Here is a 19,508-nt window from a genome sequence, read left to right as displayed (position 1 = left end):
TGAAGAGGAAAGGGTTCGGAAACACAGGGCGACACGACGACCACGGAAGGCAACGCCACTCGCGCGGCGCAACGCACCGCAGAGTGCACCCACGCGCCTCGGCCAATCGGTGCACGTCCCTTCACAGCGCGTGGTGTGACGCGCAACACTCGCAGGCGCATGAACGTTGCCGCCTCGGTCCTCGACGGACCCGGAAGTGAGGGCAAGTCATGTCCGTGCACGACGACCTGACGACAGTCCAGCGCTGCCTCGACGACCTGTACCGGTCGGTCGGGCGCCTGGAGAAGCAGCTCGGCAGCGGCGGCCTGGAGATGCGCCGCGTCCTGGTCGACGCCGATCACCTGCGGGAGAGCGTGGCCCTGCTGCGCGAGGCGGTCACCACACCGCCCGCCCCGGCGCGGCCGGACCTCGTCTCCATCCCGGACACGCCGTACGACCCGTCCCTGTGGATCGACTCCGACGACGAGGGTCTCGGCGCCCGCGACCGGCGCGCGCCCTGACCCGGCCGGCACGGAGCGACCGGCACCTCCCCCGAACCCGACCGGAGTCGCAAGTGGCCACTGGTACGGAACCTCCCGCCACGGAACCCCGCCCCCCGGGCGGCGGCGTGCGCGCCGCCACGCGCGCCGCGATCGGGGCCCGGCACCTGCGGACCGACCGCTGGTGGCTGGCCCCGGCCGCCACGGTCGCCGGTCTGCTGGCGTTCGTCGTCTACTCGACCTGGCGGGCCTTCGCCAACGCCGACTACTACGCGGCCCCGTACGTCTCGCCGTTCTACTCGCCCTGCCTGGCGGAGAACTGCGAGCCGATGAAGGGCGGGCCGAACTGGGAGGTCTTCGGGAGCTGGTGGGGCATCTCCCCCGCGATCATCATCCTGATCTTCCCGCTCGGCTTCCGCCTGACCTGCTACTACTACCGCAAGGCCTACTACCGGGGCTTCTGGGCGTCCCCGCCGGCCTGCGCGGTGGCCGAACCGCACGCGACGTACACCGGCGAGACCCGTTTCCCGCTGGTCCTGCAGAACATCCACCGGTACTTCTTCTACGCGGCGGTCCCGGTCGCGGCGATCCTGACGTACGACACCGTGCTGGCCTTCCGCGACGAGACCTACGCCTGGGGCCACATGGGCCTGGGCACCCTGGTGTTCCTGGTCAACATCGTGCTGATCTGGGCCTACACCCTGTCCTGCCACTCCTGCCGGCACATCGTCGGCGGCAAGCTCAAGCACTTCTCGAAGCACCCCGTGCGCTACCGGATGTGGCGGTTCGTGGGGCGGCTCAACGCCCGCCACATGCAGCTGGCGTGGGCGTCGCTGCTGAGCGTGGCCCTCGCCGACCTGTACGTCTACCTCGTGGCGTCCGGCGCCTTCGACGATCCGCGCTTCTTCTAGATGGGTGGGGCCTACTGATGTCCGTGGTCGACCGGCAGGAATGGGACGTCGTCGTGGTCGGGGCGGGCGGCGCCGGACTGCGCGCCGCCATCGAGGCCCGGGAGCGCGGCGCCCGCACCGCCGTCATCTGCAAGTCGCTGTTCGGCAAGGCCCACACGGTGATGGCCGAGGGCGGCATCGCGGCCGCGATGGGCAACGTCAACGCGGGCGACAACTGGCAGGTGCACTTCCGCGACACCCTGCGCGGCGGGAAGTTCCTCAACCAGTGGCGGATGGCCGAGCTGCACGCCCAGGAGGCCCCGGACCGGGTGTGGGAGCTGGAGACCTGGGGCGCGCTGTTCGACCGGACGAAGGACGGCCGGATCTCGCAGCGCAACTTCGGCGGCCACGAGTACCCGCGCCTGGCCCATGTCGGCGACCGCACCGGCCTGGAGCTGATCCGCACCCTCCAGCAGAAGGTCGTCGCCCTCCAGCAGGAGGACTTCCGGGAGACCGGCGACCACGAGGCCCGGCTGAAGGTCTTCCAGGAGTGCACGGTCACCCGGGTGCTGAAGGACGGCGGCCGGGTCGGCGGGGTCTTCGGCTACGCGCGCGAGTCCGGCCGCTTCTTCGTGCTGGAGGCGCCGGCCGTGGTGATCGCCACCGGCGGCATCGGCAAGTCGTTCAAGGTGACGTCCAACTCCTGGGAGTACACCGGCGACGGGCACGCGCTGGCGCTGCTGGCCGGGGCGCCCCTGCTGAACATGGAGTTCGTGCAGTTCCACCCGACGGGCATGGTCTGGCCGCCGTCGGTCAAGGGCATCCTCGTCACCGAGTCGGTGCGCGGCGACGGCGGGGTGCTGCGCAACTCCGACGGCGAGCGGTTCATGTTCGGCTACGTCCCCGACGTCTTCAAGGACAAGTACGCCGAGACGGAGGAGGAGGCCGACCGCTGGTACGACGACCCGGACCACCACCGGCGTCCGCCCGAGCTGCTCCCCCGCGACGAGGTGGCCCGCGCCATCAACACCGAGGTGAAGGAGGGCCGCGGCTCCCCGCACGGGGGCGTCTTCCTCGACGTGTCGACCCGGATGCCCGCCGAGGTGATCAAGCGGCGGCTGCCCTCGATGTACCACCAGTTCAAGGAGCTGGCCGACGTCGACATCACGGCGGAGGCGATGGAGGTGGGGCCGACCTGCCACTACGTGATGGGCGGGGTCGCGGTCGACTCCGACACGGCGGCGGCGCGCGGGGTGCCGGGGCTGTACGCGGCCGGCGAGGTCGCGGGCGGCATGCACGGCTCCAACCGGCTCGGCGGGAACTCGCTCTCCGACCTGCTGGTCTTCGGGCGCCGGGCAGGGCTGCACGCCGCCGCCTACGCGGCCGGCCTGGCCGGGGAGCGGCCCCGGGTGGACGACGGGCAGGTCGACGCGGCGGCGGCCGAGGCGCTGCGCCCGTTCTCCGCGGAGGCGGAGACCGAGGAGCCGGCCGGCGGCCCGCCGGAGAACCCGTACACCCTCCACCAGGAGCTCCAGCAGACGATGAACGACCTGGTCGGCATCATCCGGCGCGACGCGGAGATGCGGCAGGCACTGGAGAAGCTGGCCGGGCTGCGGTCGCGGGCGCGCCGGGCCGGGGTGGAGGGGCACCGGCAGTTCAACCCGGGCTGGCACCTCGCCCTGGACCTCAGGAACATGCTGCTGGTCAGCGAGTGCGTGGCGCGGTCCGCGCTGGAGCGCACCGAGTCGCGCGGCGGGCACACCCGTGAGGACCACCCCGGCATGGACCGCGCGTGGCGGCGGGTCAACCTGCTGTGCCGGCTCACCGACCCGACGGGCGGCCTCGCGGCCACCGACCAGGTGCGCGGCCAGATCACCCTGGAGCGCGAGACCACCGACCCCATCCGCCCGGACCTGCTCGCCCTGTTCGACAAGGAGGAGCTGGTCAAGTACCTCGCCGAAGAGGAGCTGTACGAGTGAGCGGCTACGAGGCCCGTTTCAAGGTGTGGCGGGGGGACGTGTCCGGCGGCGGCCTGGAGGACTTCCGGGTCGAGGTCAACGAGGGCGAGGTGGTGCTCGACATCATCCACCGCCTCCAGGCCACCCAGGTCCCCGACCTCGCCGTGCGCTGGAACTGCAAGGCCGGCAAGTGCGGTTCCTGCTCGGCGGAGGTCAACGGCCGGCCCCGCCTGATGTGCATGACCCGGATGTCGGTCTTCGACCGGGACGAGACCGTCACGGTGACCCCGCTGCGGGCGTTCCCGGTGATCCGCGACCTCGTCACGGACGTCGGCTTCAACTACGCCAAGGCCCGGCAGGTCCCGGCGTTCGTGCCGCCGCCCGGGCTGGGACCCGGCGAGTACCGCATGTTCCAGGAGGACGTGGACCGGCCGCAGGAGTTCCGCAAGTGCATCGAGTGCTTCCTGTGCCAGGACACCTGCCACGTGGTCCGCGACCACGAGGAGAACAAGCCGGCCTTCGCGGGCCCGCGCTTCCTGATGCGGGTGGCGGAGCTGGACATGCACCCGCTGGACGCGGCGGCCGAGTCCGGACTGGACCGCAAGGCCACCGCCCAGGACGAGCACGGCCTCGGCTACTGCAACATCACCAAGTGCTGCACCGAGGTCTGCCCCGAGGGCATCAAGATCACGGACAACGCGCTGATCCCCCTGAAGGAACGGGCGATCGACCGCAAGTACGACCCGCTGGTGTGGCTCGGCAACAAGATCCGGCGGCGGCCGGCCTCCTCCTGACCGGGGCGGCGGTCACCGCACCCAGCCCTCCCGGTACGCCCTCCAGTCCGCCTCGGTCGCCGCGAAGTCCACGTAGAGGGCGACCCCGAACCGGCTCCGGCCGGGGTCCGTGCGGGACAGGCCGAGGCGGACGCCCCGGACGGCGGCGGGGACGGTCTCGGCGTGGTTCCAGTGGCCGAAGCGGTTCTCGTGGAAGAACGGCAGGCCCATCAGCAGGTCGGTGGCGGGCGGGGTGACCTCCAGGGCGAGGGAGGTCTGCTGGGCCACGTAGCCGCCGTACGTGCTCCGCAGCGGCTGCATGGTGTCGTACGACATCATCGCGATCTGGTCGACGCGGCGCGCGACCTGGCCGAAGAACTCCTGCGACCACCACTTGGGGTGGCCGGTGAGGGTGCCCCACAGGGAGTGGAAGCCCGGCAGCGGGTCGATCTGGTGGGCGGCGACGGAGAGCGGGACCCCGCGGGCGCGGGTCTCGCGGTGCAGGGCGTCCAGGAGCGCGAGGTAGTGCCGGTCGCCGGAGTGCAGGGGTTCGAGGTCGAGGTGGACGCCCTGGTAGCCGGTGTCCAGGACCTGCCGGGCGGAGCGCAGCACGGCGGCCCGGGTCCGCGGGTCCTCCAGACGCATGCCCTCCGGGCCCTCGGTCGCCAGGACGTCGCCGAGGAAGGCCTGGACGCGGACGCCGGGCAGTTCCCGGCGCACGGCGTCGAGGAACCAGCGCGCTCTCGGATGGGCGGACCCGGGCAGCGTGCCGTCGTGCTCCAGCGGGCCCGAGTGCACGTACAGGTCGCGGACACCGGTGCCGCGCAGCCGGCGCGCCAGGGCGGAGACGTCGGCGTCCTCCTTCCGCCCGTCGACCCAGGCGTGCCCCAGCCAGAGGGCGTCGCGGTTCCGGGTGAACGTGCCGGGGGCGGGGTCGCCGGCGTAGTTCACCCGCAGGGCGGCTTCGGCGGCGAGCAGGGGGAGGAGGAGGGCGAGGACGACGGCCAGGAGAGCGCGGCGCGCCCGACGGGAGCGGCGGGGGCCCGGGGGTAAAGCCGCGGGGGTACCGGTCTCGGCCGGGGAGGGGCCGGGTGGGGTGTCGTCGTCGGCGGTCGGCGCACTGCCGCCCGAGGGCGAAAGGCCGGAGGCGGCCTCTGCGCCGTCCCCGGCGGGAGTGCCGCCGGGGACGACGGCCGAGGCGTCCCCAGCGCCGGGCGCCGGACCCTCGCCGACCGGGGCGACTCCTCCGGCGGGGGCCGTGGACGTCCCGCCGGGCGCCGAACCGCCGACGACCTGGGCGACTCCTCCGGCGGGGGCCGTGGGCGTCCCGCCGGACGCCGGACCCTCGCCGACCGGGGCGACCTCCCCGGCGGGGGCCGTGGACATCCCACCGGACGCCGAACCCTCGCCGACCGGAGCGACTCCTCCGGCAGGCGCCGTGGGCGTCCCGCCGGACGCCGGACCCTCGCCGACCGGGGCGACCTCCCCGGCGGGGGCCGTGGGCATCCTGCCGGGCGCCGAACCGTCGCCGGCCGCGGTGGCCTCCCCCGAGGGCACCATGGGCCTCCCGCCGGGTGCCGGACCCTCGCCAACCGCGGTGGACTCTCCGGTGAGCGCCGTAGACGTCCCGCCGGACGCCGGACCCTCACCGACCGGGACGGCCTCTCCGGCGGGCCCCGTGAGTGTCCCGCCGGACGACGTGCGGGCGTCGTCCGGCGTCGTCCGCTCGTCTCCGTGCCGTGGTCCGCCGGGGTGCTGTCCCGTGTGCCGCGTCGCTGCCACGTGCGTCTCCCTCGCGTGTCGGCCGGCCGTGCGGACCCCGCCGCGGGCGCACCCCGCTCGCGCGGGCGCATTCCTGCTCCTACGCTCCGGAATGTGACGTCTTCCTCCGCCCGGAGCCGCCCGCGCCGCGCCACGTCGCACCTGCCCGTGCGGGTGGCGCACGCCGTGCTGGGCGGTGCGGTCGGGGTCGTGTGGCTGGTGTTGCCGGGGATGACGACGTCCGGCGCCGTCCCGGTTGCGGCCACCACGGACCGTCCGGCCGTGAGCGCGCCCGCGCAGGACGTGAAGGACGGGACCTCCACCGGCGATCTGGTGCTGCCGCTCGTCGCGGCGGGCGCGGCGGCCGTGCTGGCGGGCTACGGCTACGTACGGCGCACCCGGCGCACCCGGCGCACCCGGACCCGTACGACTCCCGGTGGCTCCCCGGCCCGGCCGGCACCGGGTGTGCCGCCTGCCGAACTGGAGGAGCGGGCCTGGGCGTTGCTGACCGAGGCGGACGACTGCGTGCGCACCAGCCGGGAGGAGCTCGGTTTCGCGCGGGCGCGGTCGGACGCCGCGGAGACCGCCCCCTTCGTCCGCGCCCTGCGGGAGGCGGAGGCCGAACTGGCGACGGCGTTCGGCCTGCGGCAGCGGTACGACGCGGGGGCGCCGGGAGACGACGAGGCCCGGCGGCAGGTGCTCGCGGGGATCGTGGGGCGGTGTCAGGAGGCGGGGCGGCGGCTCGACGCGGAGGCCGCCGGCTTCGACCGGCTGCGGGGGCTGGAACGGGACCTGGCGGCGGCCCTGGCGGTCGCGGAGGAACGGTTCCGGGAGCTGGCCGCCCGGACGGGGACCGCGGAGGCGGTGGCGGCGGACCTGCGGCGGCACCGGCCGGCGTCCGCGGCGGCGGAGGTCACCGGCCATGTGGAACAGGCCAAGGACCGGCTGCTGTTCGCCACCTCCCGGCTCAACCGGGCCCGCCAGTGCGCCGACCGGGGCGAGTCCGCGCGGGCGATCGGTCACCTGCGGGCCGCCGAGGGCGCCATCGCGCAGGCCGGGGTGTTCGTGACCGGCGTCGACCGCCGCGCCGCCGACCTGGCGGCGGCCGAGCGGCTGCTCCCGGCGGCGCTGACCGGGGCGGAGGCGGAGATCGCCGGTGCCCGTGAGCGGCACCCCGGCATCCCGGACGGACCGGACAGGCAGGACGGGCATGACGGGCAGACCCGGGACGGGCCCGCCGCGGAACCGCGGGCGCGGGTGCGGCACGCCGACGCCGTGCTGGCCGCCGTACGGGAGGAGACGACGAGCGGGCCGTACGACCCGGTCGACGCGCTGCGGCGGATCGTGCGGGCGGCGGGGCCGCTCGCCGACGGGCGGGCCGGGGTGCTGACCGCCGCCGCCCGGCTCCTGGCGCGCGGCGCCGTCGCCGCGGCGGACGACTACGTCACGACGCACCGCGGTGCCGTGGGCGGCGCGGCCCGCAGCCGGCTGGCCGGGGCGCAGCAACTGCTCGGTGACGGTCTGGACGCCCTGCTGGAGGCCGAGGAGCTGGCCCGGCAGGCGCGCGAGCTCGCCGAGCGGGACGTGCGCGCGTACGGCACGCCGCTCGCCGGTGCGGCCGGGCACGAGAGCGGGGTGGGCGGGGCCGTCCTCGGCGGGATCCTGCTGGGCGGCACTCCGGCCGGGGGCCCGCCCGCCGGCTTCGGCGGCCCGCGCACCCGCGACCGGCACGGGGTGGCCGCCGCCTGAGGTGCCGCGGGCCCGGTGGACGGGGTCGGCGGGACACCACCGGCCGGCCCGGTCCCGCCGCCCGGCGAGGACGGAGTGACACGGCCTCGGGGAACCCGGCGGGCCCCGTCACAAGCCCGGCAGCACCTCAGCCGGACCGGTCACCCCAGGGCCGCCGCCCGGCAGGAACAAGCCGACGGCCGCCGCCCGGAGAACCCGGCGGACCCAAGGCGGGCCTCAGAACAGGCTCAACAGCACCTCAGCCGGACCGGTCAGACCGGTGTCGCCGCCCGGCAGGAACAACCCAGCGACCGCCGCCCGGACAACCCGCCGGACCCAGGGCGAGCCTCAGAACAGGCTCAGCAGCGCCTCAGCCGGGTCGGTCAGACCGGTGTCGCCGCCCGGCAGGGGCAGTTCGAACCAGACCGTCTTGCCGCGCGGCGTGCGGCGCGAGCCCCACGCGGCGCTGAGCAGGCCGACGAGCTGGAGTCCGCGCCCGCCCTCGTCGGTGTCGCGGGCCCGGCGGCGGCGCGGCTGGACCAGCCCGGAGTCCCAGACCTCGCAGACCAGGGTGCGGTCGAGCAGGAGCCGGAGCCGGATCTCGCCCTCGCCGTACCGCAGCGCGTTGGTGACCAGTTCGCTCACCAGCAGCTCGGTGGTGTCGACCAGCGGCTCCAGGTCCCAGGAGAGCAGCTGGGCGCGGGCGTACTCGCGGGCCCGGCCCACGCTGCGCGGTTCGCGCGGCAGCGTCCAGTCGCCGACGGACTCGGCGGGCAGCCCCTGGACACGTGCCATCAGCAACGCGATGTCGTCCTCGCCGTGGTGCGTGTCGAGGGTGGCGAGGACGTGGTCGCAGACGTCCTCCAGGTACTGCGAGGAGTCGGGCGCCGCCTCCGCCCCGCCGGGCCGGCGGCCGGGTGACGGGCGGCCCGGGTCGGACAGGGCGGTGACGAAGGCCTGGAGCCCCTCGTCCAGCGGGTGGTCGCGGGACTCGACCAGTCCATCCGTGTAGAGCGCGAGCAGCGCGCCCTCGGGGAGCTCGACCTCGACCTCCTCGAAGGGCTCGCCGCCGACGCCGAGCGGCATGCCCGGCGGCACGTCGAGCATCAGCGCGGACTCGCCCGGCTCGACCAGGACGGGCGGCAGGTGGCCCGCGTTGGCGAACGTACATCGCCGGGTGACGGAGTCGTAGACGGCGTACACGCAGGTCGCCAGGTACACCTCGGAGAGGTCCGCCTCGCGGGGGCGGCGGGCGGCGCGGGTGGCCTGCTGGACGCCGCCGGGGGCGCCGAGGCCGCGCGCGATTTCGTCCAACTGGGAGAGCACCTCGGCCGGTTCGAGGTCGAGCTGGGCGAGGGTGCGCACGGCGGTGCGGAGTTCGCCCATGGCGACGGCGGCGCGCAGGCCGCGGCCCATCACGTCGCCGACGACCAGCGCGGTGCGGTGGCCGGGCAGTTCGATGACGTCGAACCAGTCGCCGCCGACCTCGCTGGGCCGGCCGGTGGCCGCGTTGCCGGGCAGGTAGCGGCAGGCGATGTCCAGGCCGGAGGCCTCCGGGTCGCCGGGCGGGAGCAGGGACCGCTGCAGTATCAACGCGCGTTCGTGCTCGCGCCGGTAGAGGCGGGCGTTGTCGATGCAGACGGCGGCCCGCGCGGCCAGTTCGACGGCGAGGTCGCGGTCCCGTTCGCCGAACGGCTCGCTGCCCTTGGTGCGCGCGAACTGCGCCAGCCCGACGACCGTGTCGTGGGCGACCATCGGCACGGCGAGCGTGGACTGCACGAGGCCGCCCTCCTCGCCGGGGACGGTCCGCGGCCGGGCGGTGCGCAGGGCGTCCGCGCAGGGCGAGTTGAAGGGGTAGTGGTGCACGGCGCCGACCGCGACGGGATCGCCGATGCCGCTGAACGGCGCCTCGGAGACGGCGCTGGCGAAGGCGACGCGGCGCAGTTCGCCGCTGCCGTCGGCGAGTCCGGGCGGGGTCTCGTCGCCCATCAGCAGCCCCTGGTACAGGTCGACCGTGGCCAGGTCGCAGAAGCCGGGCACCACGACGTCGAGGAGTTCGCGGGCGGTCGTCTCCAGGTCGAGGGAGTTGCCGATGCGGGCGCCGGCCTCGTTGAGGAGGGCGAGATTGCGCCGCGCGGCGGCGGCCTCGCGGGCGGCGGCGCGGCGGGCGGTGATGTCGGTTCCCAGCCACGCGATGCCGATGGGGCGGCCGGAACCGCTGTGCACGCGGTAGAGGTTGACGGACCAGTGGCGGCGCTCGTCGGATCCCGGCAGGAAGCCGGTGATGTGCATGTCGGTGATGGAGTCGCCGGTCTCCAGCACCCGGCGCAGGGTCGCAGCGACCCGCTCGGCCTCGCCGCGCGGCAGGTAGTCGTGGACGCCCCGGCCCCGGTGGTCGTCGGGTGTGCCGCCGAACGTGGACGCGAAGCGCTGGTTGGCCCGGCGGACCCGCAGGTCGGCGTCGATCAGCAGGAAACCGAACGGAGATTGGCCGAATATGGCCTGCGAGGCGGCGAGGTCGGTCTCGATGCTGCGCAGCGTGCGGACGTCGACGACGATGCAGACGGCGGCCTTCTCGCCGTCCTCGGTGCGCGTCGGCATCACGTAGACCTCGGCGAGGCCGTGCCTGCCCCGCCCGTTGCCGGGCCCGTCCGGCAGCCGGAAGGGGACGACGCCGGTCCACTCCCGCCCGTCGAGGATCTCGGCCATCTTGCGCTGGCCCTGCTCGCGCTGGTCGGGATCGATGAAGGCCGCGATGGGGTCCATGCCCACCGCGCGGTCGGCCGGGATGCCGAAGATCTGCTCGGCGCGCAGGCTCCACTGGTCCACGAGACCGTCGGGGCCGATGGAGAAGGACGCGACCTTGATGTAGTCGTAGATGGAGCCGGGCGGACTGCTCTGCCACATGGCGTCCCCGACCGGCCTGTCGCCGGACGGGCCCTGCGCGCCCCTGGTCCTCGCGCCGTCCGACGGGTCCTCGGACTCCGTGGCCTTCGCTGGTATCTCGCTCACGCGAACCGTCCCCTCCAGCTCACCGCGTCCGGCACCGGTCACCGATGGCGGCTGCCCGCAGTATCCAGCACTACGGCGCCGCACGACACGGTGTTCACGATCACAGCACGGTTCCGGCGGTTTTCGGACCCGACCGTGAGAACACTTCCAGTCTTCTAACCAGGGAACACGTCGCCGAATCCCTTACGCCGGCAACCGCTACCGGCCGGATCCGCCCGCTCGACAGGGCGGGTGCGGACGTACAGCGGCGGAGCCCCGCGCGGCGGCCCGGTGCGGCGGGGCAGGACGGCCCCAGCGCATCAGGCGACCGCCAGCTCGAACCAGACCGTCTTCCCCACGTCTCCGGGCCGGGTGCCCCAGCGGCGGGCGGTCGACGCCACCAGTTGCAGACCTCTGCCGCTCTCGTCCTCGGCCCGGGCCGCGCGGGCGCGGGGCGGGTCGGGCAGCGGGTCGGAGACCTCCACCAGCAGGACGCCGTCCAGGGCGGCGGGCCGTACCAGGCGGACACCGATCGGGCCGGTGGCGTGCCGCAGGGCGTTGGTGACGAGTTCGCTCACCAGCAGGGCCGTGAGGTCGGCGACCCCGTCGAGGCCCCAGGTGCGCAGCCGGTCGCGGACGGCGGAGCGGGCGGTGCGCACGGCGCCCGGGTCCGCGGGAAAGGTCCACTCGGCGCAGTCGCCTCCGGTGTCGATCACGCCGATCACTTCCCCGGCAAGCCCACCCATGTCCGGTTTCGTGGGGTTGATGGGTACATACCCGTTATTCAGGGCCGAGTACCGTCCGGCAGGACACACTGGGCGTCCGGCAGGACGCACTGGGGCACCCGCGGCACCCCGGGTGCCCGGCCGACGGCCTCCCGCGCAGGCCCGCCGCACCCCGCACACCCCGGGGGCGCCTCCCGCGCAGGCCCGCCGTACCCCGCACACCTCCGGGGCGCCTCCCGCGCGGGCCCGCCGCGCCCGGCGCGCTCCGGGGCGCGACCCGTCATCCGCCCCGCACGGGCCCCGCGGCGAGGCCGAGGTGGGCGAGGGCCGCGCGGACGGCCGGCACGTCCTGGTCGAGCCAGTCGACGGCCCAGATCTCGTCGGGGGTGAGCCAGCGCAGTGCGTCGTGGTCCTGGAGCGGCGCGGGGGCGGCGGAGCCGGGGCGCAGCCGCGCGGTCCACACGTGCAGGGTGTACGGGGGTCTGAGCGGCCACTCCCCCGGGACGCGCTCGCCGGGTTCGGCCTCGACGCCGAGTTCCTCGCGCAGTTCGCGCACCAGGGCCGCGTCGGCCGTCTCGCCCGGTTCGACCTTGCCGCCGGGCAGTTCCCAGCGGCCCGCCAGGTCGGCGGGCGCACTGCGGCGCGCGGCGAGCAGCCGCTCGCCGTCGGTCAGGGCGGCGCCGACGACCACGATCCGTTCCGTCATGCGCGGGAGCCTACGGGGCCCCGCACCCGGGACGGACCGGCGGCCCGCCGGTCACGCCGCCCGCGGCGGCCGGCACGGGCCGGGCCCGCCGTCGCGGCGTCAGTCGTCCGCCGCCGGGCCGCCCTGGGCGATCCTCTCGACCCAGTAGAGCTGCTTGTGTCCGCGGCCGTCGAGGCTGTCCGCGATCTTCTGGGCCTCCGCCCGGGTCGCGTACCGGCCCACGCGGTAGCGGTTGCCGTTGTCGTCCTGCCGGATCACGAGCCAGGGGAGAGTGACCGTGCCGTCGTTCATCGCGCCCCTCCACGTCCCGCTCGCGGCCTGTACCGCGCCCCACCCACTAAGGAAACCGCACTGCGCATATGCCTGAGCCTACGCCCAACCTTCACGGAGCGAATACGGCTTTTCACCAAGAGGTACGCAACCGGCCAGTACGCAGGGGGCGCACGACGTCGAACGCGCCGTGCGCCGGCCTCGACGCGTCCGGTCAGCGGCATACCGCGCACCCGCGCACACCGCTGGGGCGACCTGCGAGAACGGCCAGATTGCGACGGCCCGGGACCGGACACCGGCGGACCGGGTCCGCGGCGCACTCCTGGGAGGGACGGCGCACAAGGGGCGTGCGGGAGGCGTGCGACAGCGTGCCCGGGCGGGAGTCAGCGGCCGGTCACTTGACCGGGAGGTGGTAGGAGACCCGGTAGCGGTCGGCCGGGATCACCACGTCGGCCGTCTCGACCGCCCGGCCGGAGGCGTAGAAGGTGCGCTGGACGACCAGGACGACGTGTCCGGGGACGCCGCCGAGGACGAGCAGCTCCTCCGCGAGGCCCGGACGCGCGCCGACCTCCTCGGTGACGTTGTCGACGATGACGTCGATGGCGCGCATGCGCTCGACGACGCCCATGCCGCCGAGCGGTCCCTCCTCCGGCAGCATCACCGGCGTCCGGCCGGTGACGGCGAGCGGCTCCCAGGAGGTGGAGAGCATCATCGGCTCACCGGCCTCCCGGAACAGGTACTTGGTGCGCATCACGCGGTCGCCGGGCTCGATCCCCAGCCGCTCGGCGACCGCGGCGCTCGCCTCGGTCCGCTCGCTGCTGGACTCCCAGGTGCCGCGCGCCCCGGCGTCGGCCTGCTCCTGGCGGAACGGCGTCGCCCCGCCGCCCGGGCGGTAGCCGGAGCGGGCGATCCGCCGCGGCACGGGCCGCTCCCGGACGTACGTCCCCGAGCCGGAGCGGCCCTCGACCAGCCCTTCGGCCATGAGCACCTTGCGGGCCTCCAGGGCGACGGTGTCCGAGACGCCGTACTCCTCGCGGATCCTGGCCTGGGACGGCAGCCGGGTGTGCGGGGGAAGCAGGCCGTCGACGATCTTCTGGCGGAGATCACCCGCGACGCGCAGGTACGCCGGCTGCTCACCGAATGTCACTGGCCGCTCCCATCAGGTTGTACAGACAGCAACAGCGTGGCAACCGTAGGTTGTGCCAGGCAAGCAAAGGCCAGAGAATCACTCGATGTGATGACATGGGGTGGCCGGGGGCTTTACGCAGGCACTTTCTCCCCGCTATAGCGGTCGTCACACCTCGATGCCGGCCTCGCCTCCCGCGTCGCCGCCGTCGTCCTCGTAGGAGGGCGGCGTGGTGGCCAGGCCCAGGGCCTTGCGCGCGGTGACGGTCGTCGGGCCGTCGACGTACGCGTACCCCTCGTCGTAGTGCGCGTAGTACGTGTCGGCGTCCCCGGCCCCGGCCGCCTTCCCCCAGGCCGCGCGGGCCTCCTCCATGTCCTTCACCAGGCCGGCGACGGGCCGCTCGGCGCCGGCCGGCCAGTCGTGGCCGCGCAGCGCCTCGATCTGCGCGGCGAGCACGCCCTCGACCTCGCCGGCCCAGGCGCGGTGCCCCGCCAGGCCGTCCTCGGGGGCGGCCTCGGGCTCCTCGTACAGCACGTCGTCGACGGCCCGGGTCGCCGTCAGCAGGGCGAGCTGGTCCGCGTCGAGCGTGGTGGCGTCGCTGCGCAGCGAGCCGGTCAGGCCGTCCCCGCCCTCCGTGCCGAACAGGCAGGTGATCTCGCGGTCGCCGAAGCGCCAGCTCTCCCGGGACGGCACCAGGTAGTAGACGTCCACGTCCTCCGGGACGGCCCACGCGTCCATGGCGTACCGGTCGGCGAGCGTGGAGCACTCCCCGTCGGCCCGGTCCGTCAGCCGGTCGTCCCCGGGGTAGTCGCCGCTCGGCAGCTCGACGACGGCGAAGACCTCCCCGTCGTGCCGGCCGGCGCAGGGCACCTCCTCGACGTCGTAGGTCTCGCCCTCCAGGGCGCCGGTCGGCGAGTCGAAGCAGTCGCCCCGGGCGAGCGCGTAGGCGGTGCCCTCGCCGGCCGCGGCGCCCTTGAAGCCCTCCCAGAAGTCGCTCGCGGCACCCGTGGAGAGCGTCACCGCCCACAGGACCAGCCCCACCGACGACAGCACCGACCCGGCCACCGCCATGCCCCTGCCGCGCTCCCCCCTGCGCTTGATCTGCCGCAGCGCGACGAGCCCCAGCACGAGCCCCACGGCGGGCAGGAAGCACAGGACGCCGAGCACGAGCGCGGCGATGGCCAGGCCGTTGAGGGCCGGCGGGGCGCCGTACGGGCCGGGGGGCGGCGGGTACGGGCCCTGCGCCTGACCCCAGGGGTACGGGTACGGGTACGGCCCGTGCGGCGGCGGGGGCTGGTGGGGTCCGGGAGCGGGGGGTATCGACACGGGTAGCGTGCTCCTGACACGGGCGTGGTGCGGCTGACGTAGGGCTGGGCGCATCGTAGGCACGGGGTGGGCGGGGAGCGTGACGGGATGAGGAACGCGACGATCCGGGCGGTCAACGGCCTGACGGCGCGGTGGGCGGCGGACGTCGGGCGGGGCACGGTCTTCTCGGCGGCGGGGGTGTGGCCGCTGCTGGCGTTCCTGGCGGACGGGGCGGGGGGCGCGGCGCGGCGGGAACTCGCCGAGGCGGTCGGGCTGCCCGCGGACGCGGCGGCCGCCGCCGCGCGGGAGGTGCTCGCCGCGACGGGCGCGCTGCGCGGCCTGGACGCGGCCCTGGGCCTGTGGACGCGACGCACCCTGGAACCGCGGGAGGCGTGGCGGGCCGGTCTGCCGGCCGGGACCCACGGGGTGCTCACCGGGGACGCCGAGGCCGACCGCGCGGCGCTGGACGCCTGGGCGGCGCGGCGCACGGGCGGGCTGGTCGAGCGGATGCCCGTGCGGGTGGGGCCGGACGCGGAGCTGGTGCTGGCGAGCGCGCTGGCGCTGCGGACGCGCTGGCTGCGCCCCTTCGAGGAGGTGCCGTGGGAGCCGTACGGCGGGCCGTGGCACGCGCGCACGCTGCTGACGCTGCGGCGCACGAGCGTGCTGCTGGACCGGGTCGGCGTCGCCGACACCCCGCACGGGCACGTCACCGAGCTGAAGGTGCTCGGCGACAACGCCCTCGACGTCCACCTGCTGCTCGGCGAGGAGGGCATGGCGCCCGGCCGGGTGCTGGCGGCCGGGGTGGACCTGCTGGCCCGCCGGCACCCGGTGGTGTCCGGTCCGCGCCTGCCCCACGGGGACGCGGGTCCCGGTCTGCGGGTGGTCAGGGAGCGGGACACGAGGCCCGCGCCGCCCACCCTGGAGGTGACGGCCGTGGCGTTCGGCGTCACGGCGGAGCACGACCTGCTGGACCGGCACGAGCTGTTCGGGCTCACCACGGCGGTGCGGGAGGATCCCGCCGGCCACTTCCCCGGCGTCAGCGCCTTCCCGCTGCGCGTCGGCTCGGCCCGGCAGTCGGCCGTGGCGAGGTTCGGCGCCCGCGGCTTCGAGGCGGCGGCGGTGACGGCGGTCTGCGCGGTCGGCGGCGCGGCCCCGCCGCCGCTGCGCTACCTGACCACCGTCGTGGAGGCCGTCTTCGACCGCCCCTTCGGCTTCCTGGCCCTGCACCGCCACACGCGCCTCGTCCTCGCGGCGGGCTGGGTCACCGACCCGGAGCCCTTCCGCGAGGACGAGGACGACTGACGTCCGGTCACGGACGTCCCCTCACCGAGGGAGCGTCAGAACTGCAGGGCCCAGGCGTCGATGCGGCCCGTGTCCAGGCTGGCGTTGTCGCTGACCCGCAGCTTCCACGTACCGTCGGCGGTCTCCGAGGAGGCGTTCACGGTGTACGTGGTGTCGATGTTGTCCGCGCTGCCGCCGGTGCCGTAGGCCTTCAGCGTGTACGCCGTGCCGTCGGGGGCGATCAGCTGGACCTGGAGGTCACCGATGTAGGTGTGGACGATGTGCACCTCGACGGCGAGGGCCGAGGGCGCGTTGCCGGAGACGCCGGAGACGGTCACCGGGGACTCGGCGGTGGCGTTGTCGTTGACCGCGTAGTCGGCGGTGTTCTCGAAGCGCGGGCCGGGCGGGGTGGTCGTGCCGCCGCCGACGTACAGCAGCCGGTTGGGCGAGCCGGTGCCCGGGTTGGTGACGACGCCGCTGGTGGCGGCGGTGGTCAGCGCGGTGGAGACCTGGGCGGGGGTGGCCGTGGGGTTGTCGGCCAGGTACAGCGCGGCGGCTCCCGCGACGTGCGGGGAGGCCATGGAGGTGCCGGAGATGGTGTTGGTCGCCGTGTCGCCGGTGCTCCACGCCGAGGTGATGGACGAGCCCGGCGCGAACAGGTCCAGCACCGAGCCGTAGTTGGAGTAGCTGGCGCGGGCGTCGCCCGACGTGGTGGCGCCGACCGTGATGGCCTCGGCGACCCGGGCCGGGGACTTGGTCGAGGCGTTGGTGGACTCGTTGCCGGCCGCGACGGCGAAGGTGACGCCGGTGGCGACGGCGTTGCGCACGGCCGTGTCGATGGCGGTGTCGGCGCCGCCGCCGAGGGACATGTTGGCGACGGCCGGCTTGACGGCGTTGCGGGCCACCCAGTCGATGCCGGCGACGACCTGGGCGGTGGTGCCGGAGCCGGAGTTGTTCAGCACGCGGACGCCGACGACCTTGGCCTTCTTGGCCACGCCGTAGGAGCCGCCGGCGACGGTGCCGGCGACGTGCGTGCCGTGGCCGTGGCCGTCCTGGGCGGTGTTGTCGTTGTCGACGGCGTCGTAGCCGTAGGAGGCCCGGCCGCCGAAGTCGGTGTGCGTGATGCGGACGCCGGTGTCGATGACGTACGCCGTCACGCCCTGGCCGGCCGAGTCCGGGTAGGTGTACGAGCTGTTCAGCGGCAGGCTGCGCTGGTCGATGCGGTCCAGGCCCCAGGAGGGCGGGCTGGGCTGGGTCGCGGAGATGCGGAAGGTGCGGTCCTGGACGACCGAGGCGACGGCCGGGTCGGCGGCGAGGCGTTTCGCCTCGGCCTCGGAGGCCTCGACGGCCCAGCCGTTCAGGGCCTTGGTGTACGTCCGCTCGATGTCGGCGCCGTACTTCTGCGCCAGGGCGCGGCCCGCGGCGGAACCGGCCGGTGTCTCCTTGAGGGTGACGATGTAGCTGTCGGCGACCGCGTTCGCGGCGTCCTCGTACTGGATGCGGCCTTCGGGAGCGGCCGGGGCGGCCGTCGCGGGCAGGGCGGCGACGAGTCCCGCGGTGCAGGCCGCGGTGACCGCCGCGCCGAGGGCGGCCAGTCTTCGCCGGGTGCTCCGGGTGGTGCTGTGGGGAGTACGCATCACGGCCATCTGAGGGGTCCTCCTCGATCGGTGGTGCGCTGTGTGGGGTGGTGCGCGCCCGCCAGGAACCACCGGAAAGACATGGTCATGTCAATCACGGGACCGTTCCTGTGCGTCAGCCGAAAGATTGAGGCCTCCACAGGAATTGCACAAGGGCCCTGCACGGACCGGGAGATGCGGAGGGTCAACGGCCGTGACGGTGTGTCAGGAGGGAGGCTGATGGGGCGACAGGAGGCCGTCGCAGGTGGCGGGGGGCTGGGGCCAGGGTTCGGGAGCGTCGGTCCGGGGGTCGAGGCTCACTCGACGGCGAGGACGGGGACCAGGGCCGGCGGGCCGTCCGGCACCCGCCCGTCACGGTGAAGGCCGGAGGGCCGGCTGGAGATCCGAGGAGCCGGCCCTCACCGGTGTCCCGCGGACCCTCGAAGGAACGGCATCGACGGCGCCGGCCGTGGTGAGGCGCTCGAGGGCCGGACCGCGGGCCCGACAACGGTCCTACGGCCGCGGGTACCGGGCGAGGCCCTCACGCACGGCATCCGGTCTTCGGGCGAAGGGGCCGGGCCCACGAGAGGGCCCGGCCCCGGACCCGCACGTCGAACGCATCGCTCCGGCGCACGGCTGCCGACCGGTCACACGTTGAAGCGGAACTCCACCACGTCCCCGTCCTGCATCACGTAGTCCTTGCCCTCCATGCGCGCCTTGCCCTTGGCGCGGGCCTCCGCCACCGACCCCGTCTCGACCAGGTCGTCGAAGGAGATGACCTCGGCCTTGATGAAGCCCTTCTGGAAGTCGGTGTGGATCACGCCGGCGGCCTCGGGGGCGGTGGCGCCCTTCTTGATGGTCCAGGCGCGGGACTCCTTGGGGCCGGCCGTCAGGTAGGTCTGCAGGCCGAGGGTGTCGAAGCCGACCCGGGCCAGGGTGGCGAGGCCGGGCTCGGTCGCGCCGACCGACTCCAGCAGCTCCATGGCGTCCGCCTCGTCGAGCTCGGCGAGGTCCGCCTCCAGCTTGGCGTTGAGGAAGATCGCCTCGGCGGGGGCGACCAGGGCGCGCTGCTCGTTCTTGAAGTCCTCGTCGACCAGCTCGTCCTCGTCGACGTTGAAGACGTACAGGAACGGCTTGGTGGTCAGCAGGTGCAGGTCGTGCAGGAGCTCGGCGCGCTCGCCGCCCTGGACGATGCCGTGGGCGAAGAGCGTGTCGCCCTTCTCCAGGATCTCCTTGGCCTCCTCGACGGCCTTGACCTTCGGCGCCACGTCCTTCTTGATCCGCGACTCCTTCTGGAGCCGGGGCAGGACCTTCTCGATGGTCTGCAGGTCCGCGAGGATCAGCTCGGTGTTGATCGTCTCGATGTCGTCCTTGGGCGAGACCTTGCCGTCGACGTGGACGACGTTCTCGTCCTTGAAGGCGCGGATGACCTGGCAGATCGCGTCGGACTCGCGGATGTTCGCCAGGAACTTGTTGCCCAGGCCCTCGCCCTCGGAGGCGCCTCGCACGATGCCCGCGATGTCGACGAAGTCGACGGTCGCCGGCAGGACCCGCTCCGACTTGAAGATCTCGGCCAGCTTGGCGAGCCGGGGGTCGGGCACGCCGACGACGCCGACGTTGGGCTCGATGGTGGCGAACGGGTAGTTGGCCGCCAGCACGTCGTTCTTGGTCAGGGCGTTGAACAGGGTCGACTTGCCGACATTCGGCAGACCGACGATTCCGATCGTGAGCGACACGTTGCGACTTCCCGTACGTGAGGATGAGGACTGGGGAGGAGACCTGGCCGACTGGGCCGCGCGGCCGATCCACCAGTCTACGGCGTGCCCGGCCCCGGCCCGGCGACGTATCGAACGCCTGGCCAAGCTCTGGCCTACGGCGTGTCGGCCGGGCTATTCGGCA

Annotated in this window: 15 protein-coding genes; 6 read left to right on the top strand and 9 right to left on the bottom strand. The window is 74.4% G+C overall.

All coding sequences use genetic code 11. From position 1 onward, the window contains the following. Positions 1–209: 209 nt before the first annotated feature. Genes ACIF8T_RS19755 through ACIF8T_RS19740 form a run of 4 tightly spaced genes read left to right on the top strand, consistent with a single transcriptional unit; the run spans position 210 to position 4,121 of the window. Complete coding sequence (locus ACIF8T_RS19755) at positions 210–500, top strand: hypothetical protein (protein ID WP_400036689.1); 291 nt, start codon at positions 210–212, stop codon at positions 498–500. A gap of 53 nt (positions 501–553) precedes the next feature. Then, on the top strand, positions 554–1,390 hold the full coding sequence (locus ACIF8T_RS19750) for a hypothetical protein (protein WP_400036687.1): 837 nt from the start codon (positions 554–556) through the stop codon (positions 1,388–1,390). A 17-nt stretch (positions 1,391–1,407) separates the two neighbouring features. Next, positions 1,408–3,348, top strand: a complete 1,941-nt coding sequence (locus ACIF8T_RS19745) for a fumarate reductase/succinate dehydrogenase flavoprotein subunit (RefSeq protein ID WP_400036685.1) — start codon at positions 1,408–1,410, stop codon at positions 3,346–3,348. Further along, entirely contained in the window at positions 3,345–4,121 is a 777-nt protein-coding gene (locus ACIF8T_RS19740) for a succinate dehydrogenase/fumarate reductase iron-sulfur subunit (protein ID WP_400036683.1), read from the top strand. Before ACIF8T_RS19745 ends, ACIF8T_RS19740 begins: the two co-directional genes overlap by 4 nt. Positions 4,122–4,133: 12 nt before the next feature. Here ACIF8T_RS19740 and ACIF8T_RS19735 read toward each other — a convergent pair whose 3' ends face one another. Then, positions 4,134–5,486 carry a hypothetical protein gene (locus ACIF8T_RS19735; protein WP_400036681.1) on the bottom strand — a complete coding sequence of 451 codons (1,353 nt, stop codon included), beginning with the start codon at positions 5,484–5,486 and terminating at the stop codon, positions 4,134–4,136. A gap of 606 nt (positions 5,487–6,092) precedes the next feature. On the opposite strand from ACIF8T_RS19735, the gene ACIF8T_RS19730 reads away from it, so the two are divergent. Then, positions 6,093–7,610, top strand: a complete 1,518-nt coding sequence (locus ACIF8T_RS19730) for a hypothetical protein (RefSeq protein ID WP_400036964.1) — start codon at positions 6,093–6,095, stop codon at positions 7,608–7,610. A gap of 327 nt (positions 7,611–7,937) precedes the next feature. Here the strand turns inward: ACIF8T_RS19730 and ACIF8T_RS19725 are convergent, their stop codons facing one another. The 6 genes from ACIF8T_RS19725 to ACIF8T_RS19700 all read right to left on the bottom strand — a co-directional run bounded on the left by ACIF8T_RS19725 (position 7,938) and on the right by ACIF8T_RS19700 (position 14,733). Continuing rightward, on the bottom strand, positions 7,938–10,601 hold the full coding sequence (locus ACIF8T_RS19725) for a SpoIIE family protein phosphatase (RefSeq protein ID WP_400036679.1): 2,664 nt from the start codon (positions 10,599–10,601) through the stop codon (positions 7,938–7,940). Between the two features lie 299 nt (positions 10,602–10,900). After that, the gene (locus ACIF8T_RS19720; protein WP_400036677.1) at positions 10,901–11,326 is read right to left on the bottom strand and encodes an ATP-binding protein; all 426 of its coding nucleotides are present in this window, start codon (positions 11,324–11,326) and stop codon (positions 10,901–10,903) included. A 259-nt stretch (positions 11,327–11,585) separates the two neighbouring features. Then, positions 11,586–12,011: a (deoxy)nucleoside triphosphate pyrophosphohydrolase gene (locus tag ACIF8T_RS19715; protein ID WP_400036675.1), complete on the bottom strand. Its 426-nt coding sequence runs from the start codon at positions 12,009–12,011 to the stop codon at positions 11,586–11,588. Positions 12,012–12,110: 99 nt separating this feature from the next. Continuing rightward, entirely contained in the window at positions 12,111–12,302 is a 192-nt protein-coding gene (locus ACIF8T_RS19710; protein ID WP_400036673.1) for an SPOR domain-containing protein, read from the bottom strand. 373 nt (positions 12,303–12,675) lie between these two features. Next, complete coding sequence (locus ACIF8T_RS19705) at positions 12,676–13,428, bottom strand: GntR family transcriptional regulator (protein ID WP_400036671.1); 753 nt, start codon at positions 13,426–13,428, stop codon at positions 12,676–12,678. Between the two features lie 147 nt (positions 13,429–13,575). Further along, positions 13,576–14,733: a DUF4190 domain-containing protein gene (locus ACIF8T_RS19700; protein ID WP_400036670.1), complete on the bottom strand. Its 1,158-nt coding sequence runs from the start codon at positions 14,731–14,733 to the stop codon at positions 13,576–13,578. Between the two features lie 87 nt (positions 14,734–14,820). Between ACIF8T_RS19700 and ACIF8T_RS19695 the strand changes: the two genes are divergently transcribed. Beyond that, complete coding sequence (locus tag ACIF8T_RS19695; RefSeq protein WP_400036668.1) at positions 14,821–16,014, top strand: serpin family protein; 1,194 nt, start codon at positions 14,821–14,823, stop codon at positions 16,012–16,014. Between the two features lie 35 nt (positions 16,015–16,049). On the opposite strand, the gene ACIF8T_RS19690 is transcribed toward ACIF8T_RS19695, so the two are convergent. Then, positions 16,050–17,639, bottom strand: coding sequence for a S8 family peptidase (locus tag ACIF8T_RS19690; protein ID WP_400036666.1), 1,590 nt, complete (start codon positions 17,637–17,639; stop codon positions 16,050–16,052). A gap of 617 nt (positions 17,640–18,256) precedes the next feature. Continuing rightward, on the bottom strand, positions 18,257–19,345 hold the full coding sequence (ychF, locus tag ACIF8T_RS19685) for a redox-regulated ATPase YchF (protein ID WP_400036664.1): 1,089 nt from the start codon (positions 19,343–19,345) through the stop codon (positions 18,257–18,259). Positions 19,346–19,508 lie beyond the last annotated feature (163 nt).

This window comes from Streptomyces sp. NPDC085946, from assembly GCF_044540485.1.
In the GTDB taxonomy this organism is placed as follows: Bacteria; Actinomycetota; Actinomycetes; order Streptomycetales; family Streptomycetaceae; genus Streptomyces.
This window is presented reverse-complemented; position numbering and strand designations above follow the sequence as displayed.